Source organism: Sphaerimonospora cavernae, from assembly GCF_042435035.1.
Taxonomy (GTDB): domain Bacteria; phylum Actinomycetota; class Actinomycetes; order Streptosporangiales; family Streptosporangiaceae; genus Sphaerimonospora; species Sphaerimonospora cavernae.
This window is the reverse complement of record NZ_JBHMQT010000032.1, coordinates 39,638-62,544: the sequence shown is the minus strand read 5'-3', so window position 1 is coordinate 62,544 and position 22,907 is coordinate 39,638. Positions and strand designations below refer to the sequence as shown.

At 68.5% G+C, this 22,907-nt stretch carries 21 protein-coding genes; 14 read left to right on the top strand and 7 right to left on the bottom strand.

All coding sequences use genetic code 11. From position 1 onward, the window contains the following. Window positions 1–23: 23 nt before the first annotated feature. Window positions 24–1,961 carry a hypothetical protein gene (locus tag ACFHYQ_RS13705; RefSeq protein ID WP_394301503.1) on the bottom strand — a complete coding sequence of 646 codons (1,938 nt, stop codon included), beginning with the start codon at window positions 1,959–1,961 and terminating at the stop codon, window positions 24–26. Between the two features lie 572 nt (window positions 1,962–2,533). On the opposite strand from ACFHYQ_RS13705, the gene ACFHYQ_RS13700 reads away from it, so the two are divergent. Together ACFHYQ_RS13700 and ACFHYQ_RS13695 are read left to right on the top strand one after the other, a co-directional pair. After that, window positions 2,534–2,734, top strand: coding sequence for a helix-hairpin-helix domain-containing protein (locus ACFHYQ_RS13700; RefSeq protein WP_394301502.1), 201 nt, complete (start codon window positions 2,534–2,536; stop codon window positions 2,732–2,734). Between the two features lie 106 nt (window positions 2,735–2,840). Further along, window positions 2,841–3,821 (top strand): FliH/SctL family protein, encoded by a 981-nt coding sequence (locus ACFHYQ_RS13695; protein WP_394301501.1) that lies wholly within the window; start codon window positions 2,841–2,843, stop codon window positions 3,819–3,821. A gap of 189 nt (window positions 3,822–4,010) precedes the next feature. On the opposite strand, the gene ACFHYQ_RS13690 is transcribed toward ACFHYQ_RS13695, so the two are convergent. From ACFHYQ_RS13690 to ACFHYQ_RS13680, 3 genes are all read right to left on the bottom strand, one after another. Next, window positions 4,011–4,583, bottom strand: coding sequence for a GNAT family N-acetyltransferase (locus ACFHYQ_RS13690; RefSeq protein WP_394301500.1), 573 nt, complete (start codon window positions 4,581–4,583; stop codon window positions 4,011–4,013). A 505-nt stretch (window positions 4,584–5,088) separates the two neighbouring features. Further along, a complete protein-coding gene (locus ACFHYQ_RS13685) occupies window positions 5,089–5,358 on the bottom strand; it encodes a hypothetical protein (protein ID WP_394301499.1) in 270 nt (89 codons plus the stop codon). Then, the gene (locus tag ACFHYQ_RS13680; RefSeq protein WP_394301498.1) at window positions 5,348–5,572 is read right to left on the bottom strand and encodes a hypothetical protein; all 225 of its coding nucleotides are present in this window, start codon (window positions 5,570–5,572) and stop codon (window positions 5,348–5,350) included. Before ACFHYQ_RS13680 ends, ACFHYQ_RS13685 begins: the two co-directional genes overlap by 11 nt. Before the next feature lie 289 nt (window positions 5,573–5,861). On the opposite strand from ACFHYQ_RS13680, the gene ACFHYQ_RS13675 reads away from it, so the two are divergent. After that, window positions 5,862–7,151, top strand: a complete 1,290-nt coding sequence (locus ACFHYQ_RS13675; RefSeq protein WP_394301497.1) for a helix-turn-helix domain-containing protein — start codon at window positions 5,862–5,864, stop codon at window positions 7,149–7,151. A 318-nt stretch (window positions 7,152–7,469) separates the two neighbouring features. Here ACFHYQ_RS13675 and ACFHYQ_RS13670 read toward each other — a convergent pair whose 3' ends face one another. Further along, the gene (locus tag ACFHYQ_RS13670; protein WP_394301496.1) at window positions 7,470–8,192 is read right to left on the bottom strand and encodes a hypothetical protein; all 723 of its coding nucleotides are present in this window, start codon (window positions 8,190–8,192) and stop codon (window positions 7,470–7,472) included. Window positions 8,193–8,321: 129 nt separating this feature from the next. Between ACFHYQ_RS13670 and ACFHYQ_RS13665 the strand changes: the two genes are divergently transcribed. The 11 genes from ACFHYQ_RS13665 (at window position 8,322) to ACFHYQ_RS13615 (ending at window position 18,302) form a co-directional block, all read left to right on the top strand. Further along, on the top strand, window positions 8,322–9,275 hold the full coding sequence (locus ACFHYQ_RS13665) for a nitrilase-related carbon-nitrogen hydrolase (RefSeq protein WP_394301495.1): 954 nt from the start codon (window positions 8,322–8,324) through the stop codon (window positions 9,273–9,275). A gap of 296 nt (window positions 9,276–9,571) precedes the next feature. Next, a complete protein-coding gene (locus ACFHYQ_RS13660; protein WP_204016762.1) occupies window positions 9,572–9,970 on the top strand; it encodes a phage holin family protein in 399 nt (132 codons plus the stop codon). Between the two features lie 41 nt (window positions 9,971–10,011). Beyond that, window positions 10,012–10,833 (top strand): DUF3618 domain-containing protein, encoded by an 822-nt coding sequence (locus ACFHYQ_RS13655; RefSeq protein ID WP_394301494.1) that lies wholly within the window; start codon window positions 10,012–10,014, stop codon window positions 10,831–10,833. 31 nt (window positions 10,834–10,864) lie between these two features. Continuing rightward, window positions 10,865–12,040: a histidine kinase gene (locus ACFHYQ_RS13650; RefSeq protein ID WP_394301493.1), complete on the top strand. Its 1,176-nt coding sequence runs from the start codon at window positions 10,865–10,867 to the stop codon at window positions 12,038–12,040. 123 nt (window positions 12,041–12,163) lie between these two features. After that, complete coding sequence (locus ACFHYQ_RS13645; RefSeq protein WP_394301492.1) at window positions 12,164–12,748, top strand: Uma2 family endonuclease; 585 nt, start codon at window positions 12,164–12,166, stop codon at window positions 12,746–12,748. Between the two features lie 127 nt (window positions 12,749–12,875). After that, a complete protein-coding gene (locus ACFHYQ_RS13640) occupies window positions 12,876–13,628 on the top strand; it encodes a LytR/AlgR family response regulator transcription factor (RefSeq protein WP_394301491.1) in 753 nt (250 codons plus the stop codon). 38 nt (window positions 13,629–13,666) lie between these two features. Continuing rightward, entirely contained in the window at window positions 13,667–14,077 is a 411-nt protein-coding gene (locus ACFHYQ_RS13635; protein WP_394301490.1) for a hypothetical protein, read from the top strand. Continuing rightward, window positions 14,074–15,549: a sodium/solute symporter gene (locus tag ACFHYQ_RS13630; protein ID WP_394301489.1), complete on the top strand. Its 1,476-nt coding sequence runs from the start codon at window positions 14,074–14,076 to the stop codon at window positions 15,547–15,549. Before ACFHYQ_RS13635 ends, ACFHYQ_RS13630 begins: the two co-directional genes overlap by 4 nt. A 162-nt stretch (window positions 15,550–15,711) precedes the next feature. After that, window positions 15,712–16,032, top strand: a complete 321-nt coding sequence (locus ACFHYQ_RS13625) for a DUF485 domain-containing protein (protein ID WP_239089732.1) — start codon at window positions 15,712–15,714, stop codon at window positions 16,030–16,032. Next, on the top strand, window positions 16,029–17,639 hold the full coding sequence (locus ACFHYQ_RS13620; protein WP_394301488.1) for a monocarboxylic acid transporter: 1,611 nt from the start codon (window positions 16,029–16,031) through the stop codon (window positions 17,637–17,639). The genes ACFHYQ_RS13625 and ACFHYQ_RS13620 overlap by 4 nt, the downstream gene beginning before the upstream one ends. A gap of 96 nt (window positions 17,640–17,735) precedes the next feature. Continuing rightward, a complete protein-coding gene (locus tag ACFHYQ_RS13615; protein ID WP_394301487.1) occupies window positions 17,736–18,302 on the top strand; it encodes a TetR/AcrR family transcriptional regulator in 567 nt (188 codons plus the stop codon). Between the two features lies 1 nt (window position 18,303). Here the strand turns inward: ACFHYQ_RS13615 and ACFHYQ_RS13610 are convergent, their stop codons facing one another. Together ACFHYQ_RS13610 and ACFHYQ_RS13605 are read right to left on the bottom strand one after the other, a co-directional pair. Further along, window positions 18,304–19,743: a WS/DGAT/MGAT family O-acyltransferase gene (locus ACFHYQ_RS13610; protein WP_394301486.1), complete on the bottom strand. Its 1,440-nt coding sequence runs from the start codon at window positions 19,741–19,743 to the stop codon at window positions 18,304–18,306. A 410-nt stretch (window positions 19,744–20,153) separates the two neighbouring features. Beyond that, complete coding sequence (locus ACFHYQ_RS13605) at window positions 20,154–22,859, bottom strand: Rossmann-fold NAD(P)-binding domain-containing protein (RefSeq protein ID WP_394301485.1); 2,706 nt, start codon at window positions 22,857–22,859, stop codon at window positions 20,154–20,156. Window positions 22,860–22,907 lie beyond the last annotated feature (48 nt).

Sequence of the window (22,907 nt, the reverse complement as noted above, 5' to 3'; positions counted from 1 at the left end):
TATCGCGATGAGTAGATTTCTCATCATGATCCGTACTGCGCGAATCCATCAGAGAAGCCCTGATCCACGCGATCTTCGGCTTTCAACCAGGGGTTCCCGGAGGGCCCCTCGTGGAGCCAGCGTTCGTAGGCTTCGAGTCGGCGATATTTATCGGTGCTGTTGGTCGCACTTTCGTCGGTCATCTCGTCCCTGGTCATGAGCGTTCGGCCATCGTTCTTGAGGAAGTTGTTGGGATTGTCACGCGGGTCGTCCCCCTTCTTCAGGCCTTCAAGGGTTGCCCATGGATGGGTCGAGGCGGGCGGGTCAGCCGAGCCGAACAGGCCGTGCTTGAGCATGGCCTGTGACGTGAGGTCGTGTAGGAGGCTGCGGGTTCGGTCGACGGCCGCGTTGGCGTCACTACGGGCCCTGGTCTCGGCGTCGCCCTTGACGCTGTCCTCGATCAGGCCGGTCCACGCGCCCACGACTCCTGCTGTGATCGGCCATGCCCCCGCCTGTGGGATGGCCAGTCCGGTGTTGACCACCGCAGTGAGGACCTTCATGTTCCGCTGTTGTGCCTCGTCGAGATCTTTGCCTTCCTCAATCTTGGCCAGCCCCGCAGCATCGGTGATCATGCCGAAGCTCGCCCCAACCTGTTTCGCATTGGCCAGGAGGGGGACGATGTCGCGCCGGGCGGCCGTCTCACTCGCGCCCTGATCGAGAAGCCGCCCGGTGAACGCCGTCTGGGCGGCGAGGACAGCGGCGAATGCCTGGTCGTCCGTAAACGCCTTCTGCATCACCTGGCGCAAGTCTGCCTTGCTGAATAGCGCTCCCCAGGGGTCCTGACCTGGAACCCCGGGATGATCGGCCCCTGTGACTCCTGTTGCGATCGTGTCTCGGCCGCTCTGAGCTGCACGGTTCACGTCGGCGATGTAGCCGGCGAGGATGTGGCCGGTGGTGGTGGGGGGCACGCGGGAATCGGGGGAAGATTCCTCGTCGATGCGTTGGGCTTCCAGGTGGATGAACTCCGAGGTCAGCTTGGCGGACAGGTAGCCGCGCGATGGCTGTTGCGGCGAACCGTCGTGGTCGCGGAAGGTGAGCGTGGCGGCCTCCAGCGCCTTGCCCAGCGCGGCACCGCCGTCGGGCATGGTCTGCCAGGTCAGGTAGCGCTCCATCATCTTGGCATCGCCCGCGAAGAAGTCCTGGGCCGCCGCGGGATTACGGCTGAGCGCCTCCATGAGGTTCATGCCGATGGTCGGCGCGTTGTACGCCGTCCACTTCCACGCGTCGATCTTCCTGGCGACGGCCACCAGAAAGGCGGAGTCGAAGGTGCCGTCCTTGAGCGTCAGAGCCAGCCCGTAGCCCGAACGCCAGTCGACGGTGGACCGGCCGAGATCGTCGGTGAGCTCGTCACGCCAGGCCGGGCTCAGCTTGGCGCTTGCTGTGCCGAGGGTCTTGCCGAGCGCGGTCTGCAGCCGTGCCACGTTCTTATCCTGCTGATGATTCACCGTCTTGGTCATGAGATTGCGGAATCCCGCCGCGCCCAGCGCGTTCATCAGCGTGACGGCGAAGGTCTGGTCTCCCGTCCGCTTCTCCAGCGCGGCCGCGGTCTTCTCGTCGACCTCGCCGCTCCTGGCCGCCTCGGTCAGCTTGCCGACCGCCGCGTAGACGTCGGGATCGTGGGCGGCCTTGCCGTACAGCTCCTCGTTGAAGGCGGTCAGCCCGCCGGGTACGCCGGAGGAGGTCGCCCATTCGGTGTGCTCGGATCGGATCGTCTCGCTGCGGCGTCGCAGGTCGGGACGGGTGGTGCCGATCCAGCTCTGGACCTCGCGCAGGGCGCCCAGGCGTGAGGTGTCCAGGTTGAGTTGCTGCAATACCCGGCGGAGCTGCGGTTCGTTCCGGCCGAGTGCGTCCTGCGCTCGGCCGAGGCCTCGCTCGAAGTCGTCCATCGCGGCGGGATCGATTCCCGAGAAACCGCCGCTCACCTCTCGAGGCGGGGGCGTTGGGGCGGTCTGCGGGCGTGGGGAGGGTGTCGGAGCGGGCTGTGAACCTGACGATGGCTGGGGTGAGGGCGGCGGAGCGGCCGAGGGCTGAGCACTCGGCGACGGGATGTTGTCCGGAGAGTGCTGGATGCCGTGAGGTGGCGGAGATGACGGCGGTGTCGGTGCCGGCTGAGGAGTGGGTGACGGCTGAGGGGCGCGTGACGGATCGGTCATACGGGCCGGACTCCCACGATGTCGGTTGAACGCGACAACTCCGGCGGCAAGATTATTTACGATCGCCTCGTTTCGTGAACATATCCGTCAGATCCGGTATGACGGATCATTCGCTGCCACCTCCTTCACAGTCTCCGGCCCGATCAGACGGCCGGGAAGAACCTTCGCGACCTGCTGCTCCAACGAAATTGTCAGCACATGGGGTGGCCCGTGCCCGCTCGCCGCCGAGGTCATCGCCGGTGCGGTCCCGCCTGTGCCGTACCTTCAGATCGTTGGCCATTGCGGGCCCACCGATCGGCCGGCGCCCCCTACGCGGACGTTTTGATATGCGGGAGACCATGATGAGCACCGAAGACGGGACGCCGTTGCCGAAGCTGGCCGCCCCGGCTCAGCGGGCACTGCAGGGCGCCGGCTTCACGACCTTGGAGAGCCTGACGCAGGCGACCGAGGTCGAGATCATGGAGTTGCATGGCATGGGACCAGCGGCGATGAAGGCGCTCCGCGCCGCGCTTGATGAGCGCGGCCTGTCTTTCGGTGGCTGACACCTTGATCGATCACCCATGTGAGCGTGCCGGGTCTACCGGCGACGCCACGAGTTGAAGTGAAAAAGTCTCATTACACAGAGTATTTGTGATGTAACGTTGCGCCATGCCTTCCCCCCTGCACGACACACTCAATCTGATGTTCCGTAACCGGCCGCAGCTCGCCACGGAGATGCTGCGCGACCAGTTGGGCGTGGACGTGCCCGGCGGGCTTCCGGTCCAGCTGGTGAGCAACGAGCTCAACGACCGTCCGTCCCAGGACCTGCGACCCGACACTGTGATCACGGTTGGGCCCCGGCATGCGCCCGTGCACGCCATCATCGTGGAGATCCAGCGGAAGAGGGAGGAGGGAAAGCGGCGGCAGCTGTCGAGGTACGTTGCGGCGCTGTGGCTGCAGCTGTCCTGTCCGGTCACGGCGCTGGTGATCTGCCCTGACGCCGACACCGCCGCCTGGGCGGCCGAGCCGATCCGCACCAACCTGCCGGGCACGACGCTCACCTGCCAGGTGATCGGCCCCGAGCAGGTCCCGCCGGTGACCGATCCTGTAGCGGCGGCGGCGCGTCCGGAACTGGCCGCGTTGTCGGTGATGACCCACGGGGAGCATGTGCCGGTGGTGGAGGCGTTCATGGCAGCGCTGGAGCACCTCCCCGGCGAACACGCTTCGCAATATTATGAATACGCATACCGCTTGGCCCCGCTGGCCGCCCAACTCGTGATGGAGAAGCTCATGGAATCAGCTGCCTGGCCGGTTTACAGCCCCTTCGCGCGCCAGCACTACGGCAAGGGTCTTCAGGCCGGCCGAACAGAAGGGCTTGAAGAAGGGCTTCAGGAAGGGCTTCAAGAAGGGCTTCAGGAAGGTCTCGCGAAGGGCCTCGCGAAGGGCCTCGCGAAGGGGCTCGCGAAGGGCGAGGCCAGGGCGGTGTTGACCATTCTCCAGGCGCGGGGCATCCCCGTCTCCGACGCCGACCGCACCCGCATCACCATGTGTACGGATCTGGACCGGCTCGATGAATGGACACGGCGTGCCGTCACCGCCACGTCCGCCGCCGACCTGTTCTCCGACGAGCCCGAACGCCCCACCGGCTGAAACCCTGTCGCGAGCGATGCGCTAGTTCCCTGTACGTGCACGGCCTGAACGGGCGGTCTCCACAAGCGGCCCTGGCCGCGCCGTACCTCCGCTTCGCCGGTTCGCACGGGCCCGAGGACGGATGACCCAGCCGAAGGTTCCGCGAATTCCTCACCCTCGGGTCCGTCGGCGGCACCGCATAGTTCGCGATCAGACGTCGGTGTCGAGGCGGGCGTGTAGGTGCGTGTCGTGCCAGCCGTCGGCGTGGAGGGCTTCGCCGCGTTTCGTGCCCTCTGCGGGGAAGCCGGCGCGTTGCGCGACCCTGCAGGACGCGGCATTCGCCGTGGAGTGGCACAGCTCGATGCGGTGCAGCCGGAGCGTTTCGAAGGCCCACGCGGTCATCGCGGACAGCGCTCGGACGGCGATGCGGCGACCGCGTGCGCTGGGCAGCACCCAGTACGACACCTCGGCCAGGCCCTCGGCGAGGATGACCCGGCGCAGGCTGATCTGCCCGACGACATGGCCCGTTTCGAGCACGGCCCACCCGGCGCCGCTCTCACTTCGCCATCGGTCCGCCCAGGCGTCGATCCAGTCGCGCGCCTCGTCATCGCTCATCGACCGGCAGTGCCAGCGTTGGATCGCCGGGTCGGCGTACCCGGCCACGACGGCCGGGCGGTCCGACGGTTGCCACGGCCGGAGCACCACGCCGTCCGCATGGATCTCGGGCTGGGGCAGCGCGGCCATCGAGCCGGGCGGTGTCGCGGATTCGGCAAGCATCGGCATGATCGAACTCTAAACGTCCCGCTGACAATGTCGGAACCCAGTGAGCGGCTGGGTTCCGACGAAACGAAGAAGCTGTCCTGTCTCACGGGAGCTGGCGCGGTCTCACCGAACCTGGCGGCATCTGCCGCTCCGTCTCACCTACCTGACGTCGCCGACACGCCAGCAGAGCTGGCGGCGCACGCGAGCCGGGACGCACTCCCATGATCACGCGCCAGATCAAATGAGACGCTGACCGCACTCCTCCGGCGCACGCCAACTTCATTGAGACGACAGCCCGTTCGGTGCCTCACCGAAGTTGGCGTACCGCAGGCCAGAGCGTTGCTTTGCGCGCCACCTTCCGTGAGAAAGGACAGAAGCCCTACGACAGCATCGGGGCGTGGGCGGACATGGGCACTGCCCGGGTGCGGGCGTCAGGGGCGGGCGGGGGAGATCGATGGAGTCTCCATGTCGGCAAGGGCGGCCAGGCCGATGAGGTGGAGCCCGGTGTCCCGTGCCTCGGTGATCGTCAGCTCGACGAGGGAGCGATCGTCGATCTGGAGGTGACGCGAGGCTCGTGGTCGCCGTGACAGAGGACCAGGTCGAGCCAGAGCCGCTGAGGGAGCCCCGCGAGGGGGATGGCGTGCAGGTCGACGGCCTGGACCCAGGCGTTGTGGATGCGCTCGTCGGGGTGCTCGTCGATATGGGCGTCCATGCACCACGGCGGGCAACCGTCGCGTGTGCTGTCGCCCCGGGCGTGGTCGTTCGTTCCGTTGTCGGCGACAGTGCTATTGATCACGAGTCACCGCCAGGTCGGCGAGGCTCTCCTGCTCGACGATGGCCTGGCACAGCTCGCGCAGGTCGTCGCCGTCGACCGTGCGGTAGGCGCCCGCGTTCTCGGCCGCCGAGGAGAACGGCTTCTCGCGGCTGGCCCACAGGCGTCCGGCGTCGCTCCGCATGATCCGCCACCCGGCGAACGCCGTGCCAGACGTGCTGGCCCTATCGTTTGACATAGGTCAGGAACACCTCTTCCTGATCAAGGGACCCGTACGGCGCTGCGAACGCCTGCGGGTCCCGCCTGATTTTCCAGGTCATCGACCTTCCGTGGCCATCATGGGCACCGGGCGGGAGGCTCGGAAGAGGTTGGACGCTGGAACCCCGGCCTCCAGCGACGACCAGCAACCGGAGGCCCCTCACGTCGCCTCCGAAGAAGCTTTCGCAGCCCTGATCTACCTGGCCTTTGCCAGTCCTTTCTGTAATCATTTGATTTCAGAAAGTGACAATGACTGATCGGGGGATGGCATGCCGCGTGTTTCTGAGCCGGTGGATCCGAGTCTGTCGGGGTGGCATCTGCTGGGTGCTGCCGTACGGCACTGGCGGGAGGATGTGCGGCACCTGAGTCAGCGTGAGGTCGCCAAGGCGGCGTACGTCGATGACGGCGACCTGTCGAAATGGGAGCGTGGGCTCGCTCGTCCGCACGCGGATGTGGTGACCCGTCTCGATGCGGCCCTGGGTGCGGGTCAACAACTTGTGGCCCTGCACGGCACTGTCGTTGAGCTGGACCGGTTGCGTACGGTGGCGATGAACAGGCCCGCCGAGGAGGAGGTCGCCACGGAACGCCGTCGTCTTCTGCAGCTTGCCGCCGCCGGGATCGGTGTGCTGGGCGTGTGTGGTGAACCCGTCCGCCGGTTGCTCGATCAGTCCGTGGGCGGTGATTTCCGCAGTCTGGAGGAGTGGGACCTGGCGTGTGCGGATCACCTGTACGCGCTGCGGACGCGTCCTCCGGCCCAGGTGGCGGCTGATCTGCTGGTCGATCTGCTGGCCGTGCGGCGACAGTTGGAGACCGCGAGCCCGGCTGATGCGGTCGAGTTGCAGCGGTTCACGGCTGCGCTGTCGTCCGTCCACGCCAACGCGCTGACCCGGCTGGGCGAGCACGGGGGAGCGCTGCGCTGGTGGCGTACGGCACGCCAGACGGCCGACGCCTCGGGCGATCTGCGACTGCGGCTGCTGGTCCGTGGCGAGGAGGCTGGTCACGGCCTATACGGCCAGCGCGATCCGGAGACCGTCCTGCGCCTTCTTGACAGTGCCGAGCGGATCGCCAGCGGCCCCAGCGTCGACCTGCTGACCACCCGGGCGAAGGCCCTGACGATGCTCGGCAGGCACGACGAGGCACGGCAGACGGTAAACGCCCTGGCCGTGTTGGCCGGAGCGGGCGTCGTGCCGGACTCCTTCGGCTTCTGGAAACCAGATCAGATCCATTTCGCCGAGAGCTGGGTCTACGCTGGTGCGGGCGTCGAGTCGGCGGCGGACCGGGCTCGGGAGGACGTGCTCGGGCTCGCTCGCACCTACCAGTACGGTGCCAATGTCCGGCTCCACGAGGCACTCTGCACGGTGGTCCAGGGCGGCGTCGACGAGGGCATGCGCCTTGCGGCCAGGGTGATCGATCCCCTCCCGTCCCCCTATCGCAGCCACCACATCATCGAGACCGGACGCATGGTGCTGCGTGCCGTACCGTACGACCAGCGCGACCGCCCCGCCGTCGGTGAGTTCCGCGAACTCCTCGCCCTCGGCTCAGCCGACCGCAACGCATAGATCGTCGGCTCCTGCGTCAGGCTCCGCAGGCCCAGGGCCGGGGGCACTGCTTGTGGGCGGAGAGGTTCACTACTCGGCCGCGTCCGCTCGCATATTAAAGCGAAGGCACCTTGATCTTTAATACAGCGACCTCGGGGTGGTGCATGTTAAAGCTCGGCGTAATAAGGCAGCCCCGCACCGCTCCTTGTTGAAGCAGAACCGGCCTTCGCTTCAACACTGCGGAGCCCGACCCGCAGCGGGTGTCGTTCGCATCGAGGGAGATGGCGTGCGAGTGCCGACCTGAGGTCAGCCACGATCAACCGGACGATCTAGGTCGCACTACTCTCCGAGGGCGTTGACCCACTCCTCGGCATCTTTCCGAGCGGCAGCATCGACCAGGGTCGGATCCTGCAGCAACTCCTGGAACAACTCCACAGCCACATCCCGGCAGTCGCCATCGTCCGTGAGCGCCGTGACCGCCCGGACCCGCTCCTTGCCCATGAGGCTGCGGTCGGCGGCGATTTCCCTGATCACATCGATGGCCGGCAGCGGATCTCCCTCGCTCATCATCTCTTCAAGACCGAAGATCAGATTGCGTGTGGGAATGAGTGGCTTGAGAGATCCATATCTGGCCGTTCTTCCGGGACCGTCGCCAAGGCTCTTGGCGAACGCCGATGCCCGATCGACGTCGGACAGACGCGTGTCCTCAATGATCACCTTGAGTCCGGCCGTTCGATCCTCAGCACTGAGCGAGAGGCCGGTGACCAGATCGTTCACCTCGCTCCGGTGATCGAACCCCTCAAGCCGGTGAAGGTGACGCGAGTGCATCAGCCACTGGATCGCCGCGGCTGATGAGGAACCAAGCTTTATCAGCTTCTCAACCGCCACGATCCTGTCGTCGTTCTCCGTGTCGGAGTCAACGGATACCTCAAGGAGCTGATAAACATCCATGCTCTCCAGATCCAGTCGCTCCTCGCCATCGTCGTCTCCGTACTCCTCCTCATCGAAATCAAACTCGTCTTCGAGCCCGAAGTCCTCAGAAGAGAGCTCGTGGTCTGTCATGGCAACGTCTCCAGATGTCGTCGCGGCAGTTGGGTGATCGCACGCCACCTGACAGGCGCAGCTCGAAGAGCGATCGAAGTGGATGATCGAGTGGAGCGCGACGGCCGAAGAGTTTCTATCCTCGACGGCATGACCTCCGCCTCCTCTGAACCCCAGCGCACCGTGACCGTCGCCGTCGTCCAGGCGGCCGCTCCCTTGTTCGACACGCCGGCCGCGCTGGCCCGAGCCGAGGAACTGATCCGCGAGGCCGTCATCGGCCGCGGCGCCCGGGTCGTCGTACTGCCGGAGGCGTTCCTCGGCGGCTACCCCAAGGGCCTGGACTTCGGCATCACGGTCGGCAGCCGCACCTCGGCCGGGCGTGACCTGTTCCGTCGCTACCACGCCGCCGCGGTCGAGATCCCCGGCCCCGAGGTCGGGGCACTGGCCGCACTCACCAGGGAGCTCGGCTGCCACGCCGTGGTCGGCGCGGTCGAACGCCGGGGCGGCACGCTGTACTGCGTGGCGCTCTTCTTCGGCCCCGACGGCTACCTGGGACTGCACCGCAAGTTGATGCCGACCGCCGCCGAGCGCTACCTGTGGGGCCAGGGCGACGGCTCCACCCTTCCCGTCATCGACACCGGCATCGCCCGCCTCGGTGCGGCGATCTGCTGGGAGAACTACATGCCGCTGTTCCGCACGGCGATGTACGCCAAAGGCGTCGACCTGTGGTGTGCACCGACGGTGGACGACCGCGATGCCTGGCAGGCCACGATGCGCCACATCGCCCTGGAGGGCCGCTGCTTCGTCCTCTGCGCCAGCCAGTACCTGCGTCGCGACGCCCTGCCCGCCGACCTGCACCCTGTTCAGGGTGACGAGCCCGACACCGTCCTGATCGGCGGCGGCTCCGTCATCGTCTCCCCGCTCGGCGAGGTCCTGGCCGGGCCGCTGCGCGGAGGTGAGGGCATCCTGACCGCCGAGCTCGACCTCGACGACCTCGCTCGCGCCCGCTTCGATTTCGACGCCACCGGCCACTACGGCCGTCCCGACATCTTCACCCTCCACGTCGACGAGTCCCCCCAGACCGTCACGATCACCAGCGGTTGATCCGGGGCGTCAGCCGTAAAGAGCGACAAAATGGATGCCCGCCTTCCCCGGAGACGGGCCCGCCCGGGGGAGGCGGTCTGCTGGGAAGGTCAGGCGGGGGTGCGGGTCACGGGCGACGGTACGGCGTTCGCGCCGTTCCGATCGAGGGCTGGCCTTTTGCCCGGCATGGGGAATGCCTCGCCGTCGCGTTACTGAAAATTTCATCTTCCGCCGCGAGCGAGTCGGCCCTGCGCGGGGCCGTGGTTAGGCCTCTCGGCTGGGGGTAGGCGCTCCCCAATCCGGAAGGGAGGCAGTCCATGACCAACCAAGTGGAAACGCTGTCCACCGGCGAGCTCGTCCGGAGGCTGTCCGATGACGTCTCACGCCTGGTGCGCGACGAGCTGCGGCTGGCGCGGCTGGAGATGACGCAGAAGGGAAAGCGGGCCGGGACCGGAGCCGGGCTGCTCGGTGGCGCGGGAGTGGTCGCGCTGCTCGGGGCCGCGGCCCTGGTGGCCGCCGCGATCCTGGGGCTGGCCCTGGTGATGCCCACGTGGGCGAGTGCCCTGATCGTGGGCGTCGGGCTGCTGCTGGTGGCCGGACTGCTCGGCCTCATGGGCAAGCAGCAGGTGTCCCAGGTCACCAGGCCGACCCCGGACCAGACGATCCAGAGCCTCAAGACGGATCTCGAAATGATGAAGGAGAGCGTACGCAGATGACCGAGACCGATCCCGGAAGTGCTCGGACCACTGCCGGACGCATGGGAGTACATAGACAGGACGTCGCCGAACCGGTGACGGAAGCCGAGTCGCGGAACGCCGTACCGCAACTCCTCGACGCTCCGCCGGCGCAGCACGAGCGCAGCCGTCAGCGTGGCAATCCGGGGGACGACGTCACCAGAGTGCGCGAGGACATCGAGCGGACGCGCGACGACCTCGGCGACACCATCGAGGCCCTCGCCGCCAAAGCCGACTTGAAGGGCCGGGCGCAGGAGCGGATGCACGCGACCGCCACGCTGGCGCGGGAGAAGGCCGCCGGGGTGGCCGACAGGGTGCGGGCGGTCACGCCCGAGCCGGTCAAGGGGGCGGCCGGCAAGGTCACGGAGCAGGCCAGGCGGCGGCCGATGACGGCCGCGACGGGGGCAGGCACGCTGGCCGCCGGGCTCATGATCCTACGCGGGATCACCCGGATGGCCCGGAACCGGCGGACCACACCGAAGATGGCCGTCCAGGGCACCCGCGGTGTCTCGGGCCTGCGCCGGATGTTCGGTCTACGTCACATATCTGGTTCACGTCAGATGGCTGGCCTGCGGCGGACGTCGGGCCTGCGCCGGATTTCTGGCCTGCGGCGAGGGTCCGGCTTGCGCCGGATTTCTGGCCTGCGGCGAGGGTCTGGCCTCCGCCGGATGTCGGGTCTGCGCAACATCTTCGGCATGCGAGGCATACCGGGCATCGGCCGCACGCCCATGCGCGGATCGGTGCGGAGCGCCGGCATGGCGCGGATGCGGCGCATGGCGCGAATGGCCCGCGTGACGCGGCCGGCCAGAAGGGGGCGCCGGGGCCTCACCGGGCTGTTCACGTAGCCGGGGAGGTGACCGAGTAGGCTCCGGCGGCGTGGAACCCGTCGTAGCCGCTCTGGTCGTCGCCGCGCTCATCGGGGTGCCCGCCGTGGTGTTGTGGCGGGTGTTGCGCGGCCGCCGCGACCTCGGCAGCGGTCCGGCCGAGCGGGCGACGTTCGAGACCCTGCACACGGCCTCACTCGCGGCGCCGCCCCTGCGGGCCGGGCTGACCCAGGCCGGCGCGCTCAGGGCGTCGCGCCACCTGCGGGAGCTGCTCGGGTCTCCGGCCATCGCGATCACCGATCGGGATGAGCTGCTCGTCTACGACGGCGCGGGGGAGCACCACGCCGGTGAGGCGTTCGGGCACGCCGGAGCCACGCTGGAGGACGGCAGGACCCAGGTGCTCCCGCTCGACTGCGGGTCGCCCGAGTGCCCCGTCCGGCACGCCGTGGTCGTACCGCTCACGACCGACGACCGCGTGGTCGGCTCGCTCGCGGTGTACGGCGATCATGCCTCCGCCGGCCTTGTCAGGGCGGCGCAGGAGGTGGCGCGCTGGGTCGACTCCCAACTCGAGTTGGCCGAGCTCGACCGGTCGCGCACCATGCTGATGGAGGCCGAGGTCAGGGCGCTGCGTGCGCAGATCTCGCCGCATTTCATCTACAACTCGCTGACCACGATCGCCTCGTTCGTCCGGACCGACCCCGAACGAGCCCGCGAGCTGCTGCTCGAGTTCGCCGACTTCACCCGATACTCCTTCCGCCGTCACGGGGACTTCACCACGCTCGCCGAGGAACTGCGGTCGATCGACCGCTATCTCACGCTGGAGCGGGCGAGGTTCGGCGACCAGCTCCAGGTGACGCTGCGCATCGCGCCGGAGGTGCTCGCCGTCGCCGTGCCGTTCCTGTGCCTGCAGCCGCTCATCGAGAACGCGGTACGGCACGGCCTCGAGGGCGTCGGCCGGATCACGATCATCGCGGAGGACGCGGGCGCCGAATGCGCCATCAGCGTGGAGGACGACGGCGCCGGCATGGATCCCGAACGCCTGCGGCGGGTGCTGGCGGGGGAGGACCGCTCCGGCACGGGCGGCAGCGGGGTCGGCCTGGCCAACGTGGACGAGCGGCTCCGCCAGGTCTACGGCGACGAGTACGGCCTGGTGGTGGAGACCGCCCCCGGCGCCGGCACCAAGGTCACGCTCCGGCTCCCCAAATACCACCCGGCCGTCTCGGCCTGACCCGGGTGATCCTTTACCACTGCGAACCTTTACCATTCGAAACACTGTACGTATCCAATTGATTACGTATAGCGTCTCTCCTGGTCAGGCCGCACGACGCCCGGAGGACCTACCCTGATGACTATGACGATCGAGTTCGGCCAGCACGGGCCGCTCTACCCATGGACCCGGGAGGACACGCGCGACCTGCCGGAAGGATTCCGGTACGAGATCGAGGACGGGAACCTCCTGGTCATGAACTCCCCCGCACCCGAGCACCAGTACGTCGCCAACCGACTCATGCGTCTTCTCGATGATGCCGCAGAGGACGCGGGGCTGGACGTGGTCACCCTCGGACCGCTCGATGTCGATATCCCCGGCCCGCACCCCGGCTATCGCAGTCCGGACCTCGTCACGATCCCCTACAAATTGACCGAGGGTGGGTACGACCTGCTCACCGGCCACGACATCCTGCTCGCCATCGAGATCACCGGCAAGGACGCCGTCACCCGCGACATGATCACCAAGCGGCAGGTGTACGCGGGCATCGGCATCCCCTACTACTGGGTGGTCCGTCTCGACCAGTCGGAGCCGCGACTGATCGCCTTCGAACTCGTCGCCGGGGAGTACCAGGAGAGGCACAACGTCCTGGCCGGCGGTCCGGTCACCATCACCGAGCCGTTCCGGGTCACCGTGGACCCCGCCACCCTGCTGCGCCGCCGGACCTGATCCGCCGGCGATGCCCGTACCGCTCCTGACATCGGACGTAACCCTGTCGTGATGGTGAGAGTCGTTGACTTTCCAGTGCCCGGGTCATCACTCTCTAGGGGATCGTCGGCGGTGAGAGGGGTGTGTGGTGACCGGCCTGCGCGTCCTGGCGGTGGACGACGAGCAGCCCGCGTTGGAGGATCTCGCCTACTTGTTGCGGGCCGACCCGCGGATCGGAGACGTGCTGACCGCCCGTGACGGGGCCGCCGCGCTGAAGCTGCTCGATCGAGCGATGGCGGACGGCCGGCCCGTCGAGGCCGTGTTCCTCGACATCCGGATGCGGGGCCTCGACGGCGTCGTGCTCGGCCGGCTGCTGACCAGGTTCACCCGGCCCCCGAAGATCGTGTTCGTGACCGCGTACGACGATCACGCGGTCGACGCGTTCGAGCTCAAGGCCGAGGACTACCTGCTCAAGCCCGTCAGGCCCGAGCGTCTGGCCGAGGCGATCAGGCGCGTGTGCGGGAGCCGTACCGACTCGTCAGAGGGCCAGGAGGTGGACACGATCCCGGTGGAGCTGGGCGGGGTCACCCGCTTCGTGGCGAGCACCGAGGTGCGGTACGTCGAGGCCCAGGGCGACTACGCCCGGCTGCACACGGCGAGCGGCAGTCACCTGGTGCGCATCCCGCTGGCCACGCTGGAGGAGCGCTGGGCGACGGCGGGCTTCCTGCGGGTCCATCGCAGCCATCTCGTCGCGGTCAAGCACATCGACGAGCTGCACATAGACTCCGGCAAGTGCGTCGTACGGGTCGGGGAGACCGAGATCCCGGTCAGCCGCCGTCATACCCGGGAGCTACGCGATCTCCTCGTGCGTCGTGCCCGCCGGGCCAAGCGGGACGGATGAGTCATGCTGAGTGCGATGGGTGAGCCGATGGGTGCGCGATGAGCGGGAAGCCGCGCCGGGTCGTGGTGACCAGTCCGCGTACCGGCGCCGCGCGCCGCCCCCGCCATCCGCTGACCCGCGAGATAGACGAGCAGACCCAACTCGGCGAGGTTTACATGCGGTCGCTGGTGCGGACCCAGTTCCGCCTGGCGCTGTTCGTCTGCACCCTGCTCGCCTGCGTGGTGGGCGGACTGCCGCTGCTGTTCCTGCTGGTCCCCGAGCTGGGCGAGGTACGGCTGCTGGGCGTGCCGCTCGCGTGGGCGGTGCTGGCCGGGTTCATCTACCCCGCCTTCGTGGTCGGCGCGTGGCTCTACGTCCGGCAGGCCGAGCGGGGCGAGCGGGACTTCGCCGAGATCGTGGACCCGGTCGCCCCGGCGGACCCGGTCGCGGACCCGGCGGATGCTGAGTGAGCGGCATCACCGCGGTCGTCATCGTGCTGCTGGCGACGGTCCTGATCGGCGCGTTCGGCATCCGCTTCTCGCGCACGACCTCGGATTTCTACGTCGCGTCCCGGACGGTCTCACCCCTGTGGAACGCGTCGGCGATCGGCGGCGAATATCTGTCGGCCGCGTCGTTCCTCGGCATCGCCGGGCTGATCCTCGCGCACGGCGCCGACATGCTCTGGCTGCCGGTCGGCTGGACCGGCGGCTATCTCGTGCTGCTGGTCCTCGTGTCGGCCCCGCTGCGCCGGTCGGGGGCGTACACGCTGCCGGACTTCGCCGAGGCGCGACTCGAGTCGATGACCGTGCGCCGGGTCTCCAGCGTGCTGGTCGTGCTGATCGGCTGGCTCTATCTGATGCCGCAGTTCCAGAGCGCCGGGCTGGTCTTCCGTACGATCACGGGCGCGCCCGCCTGGACGGGCTGCCTGCTGGTGGCCGTCGTGGTCGCGGTCAACGTCCTGTCGGGCGGGATGCGGTCGATCACGTTCGTCCAGGCGTTCCAGTACTGGCTGAAGCTCACCGCGCTCGCGGTGCCGCTGGTGTTCATGCTGCTCGCCTGGCGGGCCGACGGCGCGCCGGGGCTCGCCCCGGGTGACACGTGGGCGCTGCCGCTGCACGGCCGCGACCACGTGGTGTACGAGACGTACTCGCTGATCCTGGCGACGTTCCTCGGGACCATGGGGCTGCCGCACGTGCTCGTGCGCTTCTACACCAACCCCGACGGGCGGGCGGCCCGCCGGACGACGCTGGTGGTGCTGAGCCTGCTCGGCGCCTTCTACCTGATCCCCGCCGCCTACGGCTACCTCGGCCGGGTGTACGGCCTGCCGGAGAGCGACACGGTGGTCATCGCGCTGCCCGACCGGGTGATCGGCGGGACGCTGGGCGAACTGCTGACCGCGCTGGTCACGGCGGGAGCGTTCGCCGCGTTCCTGTCGACGTCGTCGGGGCTGACGGTGTCGGTGGCGGGCGTGATCGCGCAGGACATCCTGCGCGGCGGGGTGCGCTCGTTCCGGATCGCCACGGTCCTCGCCGTCGTCGTGCCGTTCGTGCTGGCGGGGACCGCCAGGTCGCTGCCGGTCGCCACCGTGGTCGGGCTGGCGTTCGCGGTGGCCGCCTCGTCGTTCTGCCCGCTGCTCGTGCTGGGCATCTGGTGGCGCAGGCTTACCACGGCCGGGGCGATGGCGGGACTGCTCGTCGGGGGTGGGCTCGCCTGTGTCGCCGTGCTCGCCACCATCACCGGCGGGCCGTACGACGGCTGGACGGGCGCGCTGCTGTCCCAGCCGGCGGCCTGGACGGTGCCTGTGGCGTTCGCGGTGATGATCCTGGTCTCCCTGCTCACGCCGTCGCGGGTGCCGCCCGGCGTGGCCAGGACGATGGTCCGCCTGCACACCCCCGAGACGCTGAACGTCGACCGTGGCGACTGGCGTCCGCGCTCGGTCTGAGGCTCGACCGTTCGGCGCGCGGGATCGACCTTTCGTCGCACGTGCTTCTCATGTGAACGACCGGGCGGTACGGCTGGGCGACGCGTCGCCGTGCGGGTCTCGAAAGGGCTGGGAGCGGGCTCATACGTTGAGGTGATCCAGATCACTGTCGAAGGAGGGCACGTGACCGTTCAGCATGATTCATCGGTCTACGAGCGGATACAGGCGGGTGAACGGTTCCAGGAGTTGCGCCGGCGCTACCGCTCCTGGGCCTTCCCGATGACTGTCGCGTTCCTGGTGTGGTACCTGCTGTACGTGCTGCTGTCGGGCTTCGCCCGCGACTTCATGGGGACCACGCTGTTCGGCCACTTCAACGTGGCCCTGCTGTTCGGGATCCTGCAGTTCGTCTCGACGTTCCTGATCGCCTGGCTGTACTCGCGGCACGCGGCCGCCAAGCTGGACCCGATCGCCGACGAGTTGCGTGCCGAGGAGGAGGACAAGTGAGTCACGAGACCCTGTCGACGATCCTGTTCGTCGTCTTCGTCGCCGCCACGCTCGGCATCACTTTCTGGGCCGGCCGCAACACGAAGACCGCCGCCGACTACTACGCGGGCGGCCGGTCGTTCAGCGGCCTGCAGAACGGCCTGGCGATCGGCGGCGACTACATGTCGGCCGCGTCGTTCCTGGGCATCGCCGGCATCATCGCGCTGTCCGGCTACGACGGGTTCCTCTACTCGATCGGCTTCCTGGTGGCGTGGCTGGTGGCGCTGCTGCTCGTCGCCGAGCTGATGCGCAACTCCGGCAAGTTCACCATGGCCGACGTGCTCGCGTTCCGGATGTCGCCCCGCCCGGTGCGCACCGCGGCCGGGGTGTCCACGATCGTCGTGAGCATCTTCTACCTGCTGGCCCAGATGGTCGGCGCCGGCGCGCTGGTCGGCCTGCTGCTGGGCGTTCACTCCGAGGCCGGGAAGATCTGGACGATCATCGCGGTCGGCCTGCTGATGATCATCTACGTGGTCTTCGGTGGGATGAAGGGCACCACCTGGGTGCAGATCGTCAAGGCCGTTCTGCTGATGACCGGCGCCGCACTGATCACCCTGCTCGTCCTCGGCAAGTTCGGGTTCAACCTGTCGGGCCTGCTCGGCGACGCCGCGGCGCAGAGCGGCAAGGGCGAGGCGTTCCTGCAGCCCGGTCTGAAGTACGGCACCGAGGCCCAGGGACTCGCCGGCAAGATCGACCTGATCAGCCTGGGCCTGGCCCTGGTGCTCGGCACCGCCGGCCTGCCGCACGTCCTGATCCGCTTCTACACCGTGCCCACCGCGAAGGACGCCCGCAAGTCCGTGCAGTGGGGCATCGGCATCATCGGCGTGTTCTACCTGCTCACGCTGGTGCTCGGCTTCGGCGCGGCCGCGCTGGTCGGCCGCGACGCGATCGTGGCGCAGGACAAGACGGGCAACACGGCCGCGCCGCAGCTCGCCCAGAAGGCGGGTGAGCTGATCTTCGGCGAGGTCGGCGGCACGATCCTGCTCGCGGTCATCGCGGCGGTCGCGTTCGCCACGATCCTCGCCGTGGTCGCCGGGCTGACGCTCGCGTCCTCCTCCAGCTTCGCGCACGACCTGTACGCCCACGTGTTCAAGCGCGGCAACGCCACCGAGCGTCAGGAGGTGGTGGTCGCCAGGATCTCCGCCTTCGTGATCGGCGCGGTCTCGATCGCGCTGAGCGTCTTCGCCCAGTCGCTGAACGTCGCCTTCCTGGTCGCGCTGGCCTTCGCGGTCGCGGCCTCCGGCAACCTGCCCGCGATCCTCTACAGCCTTTTCTGGAAGAGGTTCAACACGGCGGGCGCGGTCTCGGCGATCTACGCCGGTCTGATCGCGTCGGTCATCCTCGTCTTCTTCTCGCCGGTGGTGTCCGGTGCGGCGACGTCGATGTTCCCCGACTCCGACTGGCACTGGTTCCCGCTGTCCAACCCCGGCATCGTGTCGATCCCGATCGGCTTCCTCGCCGGATACCTCGGGACGATCCTCAGCAAGGAGCACAACGCGGCGAAGTACGCCGAGATCGAGGTCCGCTCGCTCACCGGCCTCGGCGCCGAGAAGGCCTCCCAGCACTGATCGTCTGATGATCGTCCGTACGCCACGGTCGGGGTGTGGCCGCCCTGACCGTGGCGGCATGGTGTGAGGGGGTCGGCAGTGGCTATCGTCTGCCCTGTGGACAGGAAGGAAGCGCCGGACGCCGGCGCTCGCGCGCGCATCATGGACGCGGCCGAGAAGCTGTTCGCGGGCGGCGGCTACGACGCCACCCCCACGGCGCGGATCGCGGAGCTGGCCGGGGTGCCCAAGGGGCTCGTTTTCCACTACTTCCCCCGGAAGATCGACGTGCTCATCTCGCTGGTGGACGAGCGGACGGTGGTGACCGACGAGGAAGTCGAGGCCTTCCCGGGAGACCCGGCCGGCACGCTGTCCCGCCTGGCCCGCCGGATTCCGCTGCGTGCCTCCCCGGCGATGCGGCGCATCCTGTTCCGTGAGGCGGACACCCACCGCAGCGTCCGCGAGCGGCTGGGCCGCCTCAACAGTGAGATCATCAGGCGGGCCCGGTTCGCTCTGGAGCTCGCGCTGCCGGGCAGCCGCGGGGACGCCGCCCGGCTGGAGGCCGCGGCCGCCACGTTCGCCGCCGTCCTGATCTACCAGGAGAGCCTCTGCCTGCTCACCGGTCACCACATCGACCCCGATGCCGTCGCCGAGTTGATCGCCCACGCACTCGGCAACCTCGCATAGGTCAGAGGAGATCCAGGAGTTCGTCCATGGAGTCGCGCAGGTGGCCGATCATGCTCCACACGTCCGGCACCCGGGACGGGCAGGCGACGATGCCGAAGTCCAGCCGCCCGTCGTAGGACACGCAGGTGATGCTGATCCCGCCGGTGGCGTCGGTCACCACGGACAGCGGGTGGTATGATACCATCCGCGCCCCGCACAGGTAGAGCGGCGTCCGCGGTCCGGGGACGTTGGAGACGATGAGGTTCACCCCGGCCCCGGCCAGCCCCGCCAGCCGGAACGCCACCGGAGTGGCCAGCGTGGACAGCGTCGAGGGAAGCACGGCGCAGACGTCACTCAGCCAGCTCCTGTGGGAGCGCGCGAAGCGTCGCTTGGCCGTCGCCATCGCCGAGCGGACGGCCGACAGCCGCTCCTTGGGGCACGCCACGTCGATGGCCAACGGCGTGATCATGGCGGATATCCGGTTGCCGACTCCGTCGCCCGCCCCGCCGGCCGACCTGCGCAGCGCGACCGGGACGGCCGCGACCAGCGGACGGCCGGGCAGCGCGTCGCGGGCCAGCAGCCAGCGGCGCAGCGCCGAGGAGCACAGCGTCATCACGACGTCGTTCGGGCCCATCCCGAAGGCCCGGGCGACCCGCCTGACCTCGCTCATCGGGACCGATCCGAAGGAGAAGGCCCGCTCGGATGTGATCGGACCGTTGAACGGCGTGCGCGGCACGGCCAGCATGGGCAGCGCGTCCAGGTCGGCCGCGGCGCGGGCGAGCGAGCACAGCGTCTCGACCGGCTGGACGATCGACCGGGTGATCGCCCCGGCCAGCATCCCGAAGACCCCTGGCCCGGGATCGGGTGGCGAGACCTCGGGCGGGGGCTCGACGGCGCGCGGTTCGGGGGACGGGTCGAGCAGCGAGGAGAGGATCTCCGACCCGGACACGCCGTCGATCGCGCAGTGGTGGACCTTGATGTAGAGGGCGACCCGGCCGCCCGCCAGGCCGTGGATCAGGTGCGCCTCCCACAGCGGACGCCGCCGGTCCAGCTGCCGCGCGTGGATCCCGGCCACGTGCTCGGCCAGCTGCCGGTCGTCGCCCGGGGCCGGCAAAACGGTCTCGTGTACGTGGCGGTCCGGGTCGGCCTTCGGGTCGTCGATCCAGTACGGCCGGTCGAGTCCGAACGGCACGTTGGCCAGGCGCATCCGCAGCGGAGGGGCAAGGTGCAGACGCTCGCGCAGCAGGGCGACCAGGCGGTCGCGGGTCACCGGGCCACCAGGGTTGCCTGAACAGTCAGGGTTGTTCGGGCCACGAGGGTTATTCGGGCCGCCCGCGACCGGACCGGCCGAGCCACCCGGTGCGGGCGTCGGATCGAGGATCGCCAGGCCGGCGACGTGGGTGGTCGTCGTGGCCGACTCCACGCTCAGGAACTGGGCGTCGAGTGCCGTCAACTGGCGCATCGCCGTCCTCCCGCTCGCGGCCGTGGGATCACATTCCGGTTCTCTGGGATGACGGTAACGGGACGCCCGGCGATCCGGCCGAAGCCACAGCCCACAGGCGGGTAAGCCGTACGCAAAGGCTCAGAAGCCGCGCCTTGAGATCCGCTGGCAGACTGGCGGCGCTCCTGGGGCGATCATCCGGGTGCTCGGCCGGCTCGGCGTCCACCGCGAGGTGCTTCGAGGATGGGTGCGTCAGGCCGAGATCGACCAGAGGCAGCGGCCCGCTACCTCGACACATCCCAACCGCGCCGCCTTCGTGTACGCGGCGCTCGTGCCGCGTGTGGGCCCCGTGCTGGCCGCCGATCGGCGGCCGGCTGCCTCAGTTGGTGCTCCGCCTTCTCGAAAGCGATGACACGCTCGGTTGGGCGGCTTCACGCGCTGGCCCGGTGCCCAGGGGATGATCCGATGTACTGGGGCATGGTGTTGTGCAGGACGTTGGCGAGTGCGGCGATGCGTCGCAGCGGGGTGAGGTCGAGCGATGGCAATGGCGTCGTGCCGGTGAGTTGCGAGACGGCGTGGCGTATGGAGTTTTCCATGGGGGAGTCGTGAAGGACTTCGTCGTGGAGGATTCGGCCGTCGCGTGTCGCGGTGAGACGGTGGTGGTTGCGGTCGAGTTGCCAGCCGTCGGGGGCGGTGACGGGTTCGAGGTGCAGGGCGAAGTGGGTGGTGCCGGCATGGATGGCGACGTGCCGGTGTCGGTCATCGGAGGGCCGGATGTCCTGCCGCCAGGGGGGACGGGGTGCTGGGACGTGACCCAGGAGAATGCTGGGTCCGAGGATGGAGGAGGCCAGTTCCAGGTGGAGCGGTTTGCCCTCATCGTGGTGGACAGTCGTGCGTTCGGTCAGCGCGGCGACGAACAGCCTCGGGTCGTAGGTCGCCCACAACTGGCTGGATCCCGGGTCGCCTGTCAGATAGCCGTCCAATATCGGAGCGGGAAGAATCCCGGCGAAGACGGCGAGCATGTGCAGCCACTCATAACCCAGGACTCCGTAGTCGCGATCGATGAATCTGCCGGTGGTGATATCTCCGCTGCGGTCCTTGGTGAAGGTGATCGCGATCTGGTTGATCGCGGTGTCGGGCTCGAAGCGGGCGATCAGGCCGCTGAGCGCGGGCACCGCCCGGGAGCGGCGGTACTGGTCGTTGACGACGACGCGGGACATCGGGTGCCGGGTGAGCAGGTCGGCGAAGGTGTCGATCTCGTGTCCCTGGCACGCGGGTTTCTCCAGCAGGATGCGTGCTGCGGGGTTGTGGGCCAGGACGGCTCGTAGGACCGGGAGGTGGTCCGTGGTGGGGCAGCAGATCGACCACAGGTCGACGCCTTCGGCCACGCTCGGGGGCAGATCACTGACCTGCTGGGTGAACGCGCGTTGGGTCTTGGGCAGGTGCTGATGCTTTGGGTCGATGATCGTCACGCGGGCGCCGAGATCTTCGAGGATCGTGGCGTGCAGGCGACCGGCGACGCCGTAGCCGACCACACATGCGTTGGCCACAGGGCGTTCCCGCACCGTCGCGGTAGCGGGAAGTCGGCGGGCGTGGTTGTGCGGTGCGAGGTGGAGGTCGTAGTAGGCCTCGAAAAGGCCGGCGCTGGCGATGGCGTGGTCGGCTGGTTGGGTATGCAGACCGGGTGGGACGCGGTCGGGGTCGGTGCACAGGTGCCGGGTGGCGATGAGTGTGGCGGCGCGGTAGGCGTCGTAGCCCTGGTTGGGGATGGAGTCGGCCTCGAAGAGGTTCAAGCTGCGGCCGTTTCCCAGGAGGGTGATGGCGCGGCCGTCATCGAAGCGGAACTGTAGCCCGATGCCGGGGATCTCGGCTGCTTTCTCGGCATGCTCGGTGAGGACGGAGAAATCACGGGTGGCGAACGGGGCAAGGAGCGCGCCGTCGGGCAGGAGCGCGAGGTCCTTTTCGGTTAGTGCTGGCTCACCGGTGGTGCCGATCACGAGGAACGCGCTGGTGCTGCGCAGGGCCTCGGCCGCGGTGCGGTAGGTGGCATAACCGGCCTCGGCGGCGTCGATGAGAGCGGGCAGGTCGGTGTCGACGACGGTTACCCGGCAGCCGAGCGTGCGCAATGCCGGTGCCATGCGTGACCCGAGCGTGCCGTAGCCGATGAGCAGCACGGGACGGCCGATGACCTTGTGGTCGGGCAGCATCGTGCGCAGTCTACGCGTGCAGGAGTCGGCGATCTCCCGGTAACCCAGCCTGGTCTTTACCGTGCTGCGGGCCATGTTCAGCACCGGTATGCCCAGCGGGCCGGCGGCGGCGATGCGCTTGATGCCGCTGACCGTCAACTCCAGGGCGGCATCGACACGCCGCGCGGCAGCCGCCCCGCCATATCCTCGGGCGAGCAGCCCGCCGTCGTCCACCACCAGCACCTTGCGGCCGGCGGCATGAGCGTCGTCGATGAACGCATCGATGTCCGTCATGACGCGTTCCAGCTCGGCAGCGTGAGCGCCGGGTTCGTTGACAGCGGTGTTGTCCAGCAGGCCGGTGCGGTAGCCGCGTGTGCGGAAGGTAGCGCGGATACGGTCGCGGCCCGCCGTGCGATCACCCTTGTCCAAGACGTAGATCCACTGAGCCGGAATCCCGGCATTCTCCATGCCGAGGACGAACCCGACGCTGTGTTCGAGGAAGTGATCGCGGAAGATCAGCGCCCATGACTCGAAGATAGGGTCAGGGCTGCTGTAACGCCGCAGAAGGGGCATGGAATCACGGATTCCGTCCAGTTCACTGCTGGTGTACGGCAGCGTGGCCTCGGCCAGGCGCTCATGAAGTTCTACCGCGAGGACGTGGCTGACCTCGCCGGTTCCGGGGGTGATGAGAAGTTCGACCTGGGACGGCGGGGGGAGTTGATAGCCCAGCGTGCGGGGCGGCTGTGGCGGAAGCGGCTTCCAGCGCACCGTTACCGTGGACGACGGACACGCCGGGTCGGTCAGACGTACGACGCGGTCGGTGGGGTGGTCAGCGGTGAGTCGGTGCGCTGTGGCGGCTGCCTTCGTGATCGCGTGGATCTGTTCTTTGGTGATCGGTCCGCGCAGGGTCGTCCAGGGCGCCTGGCCAGCCTCGGGGGATGTGGTGCTCATCTGGGGGATTCCTTCCTTCATGAATGGATCAGGGCCGCCGGATGGCGG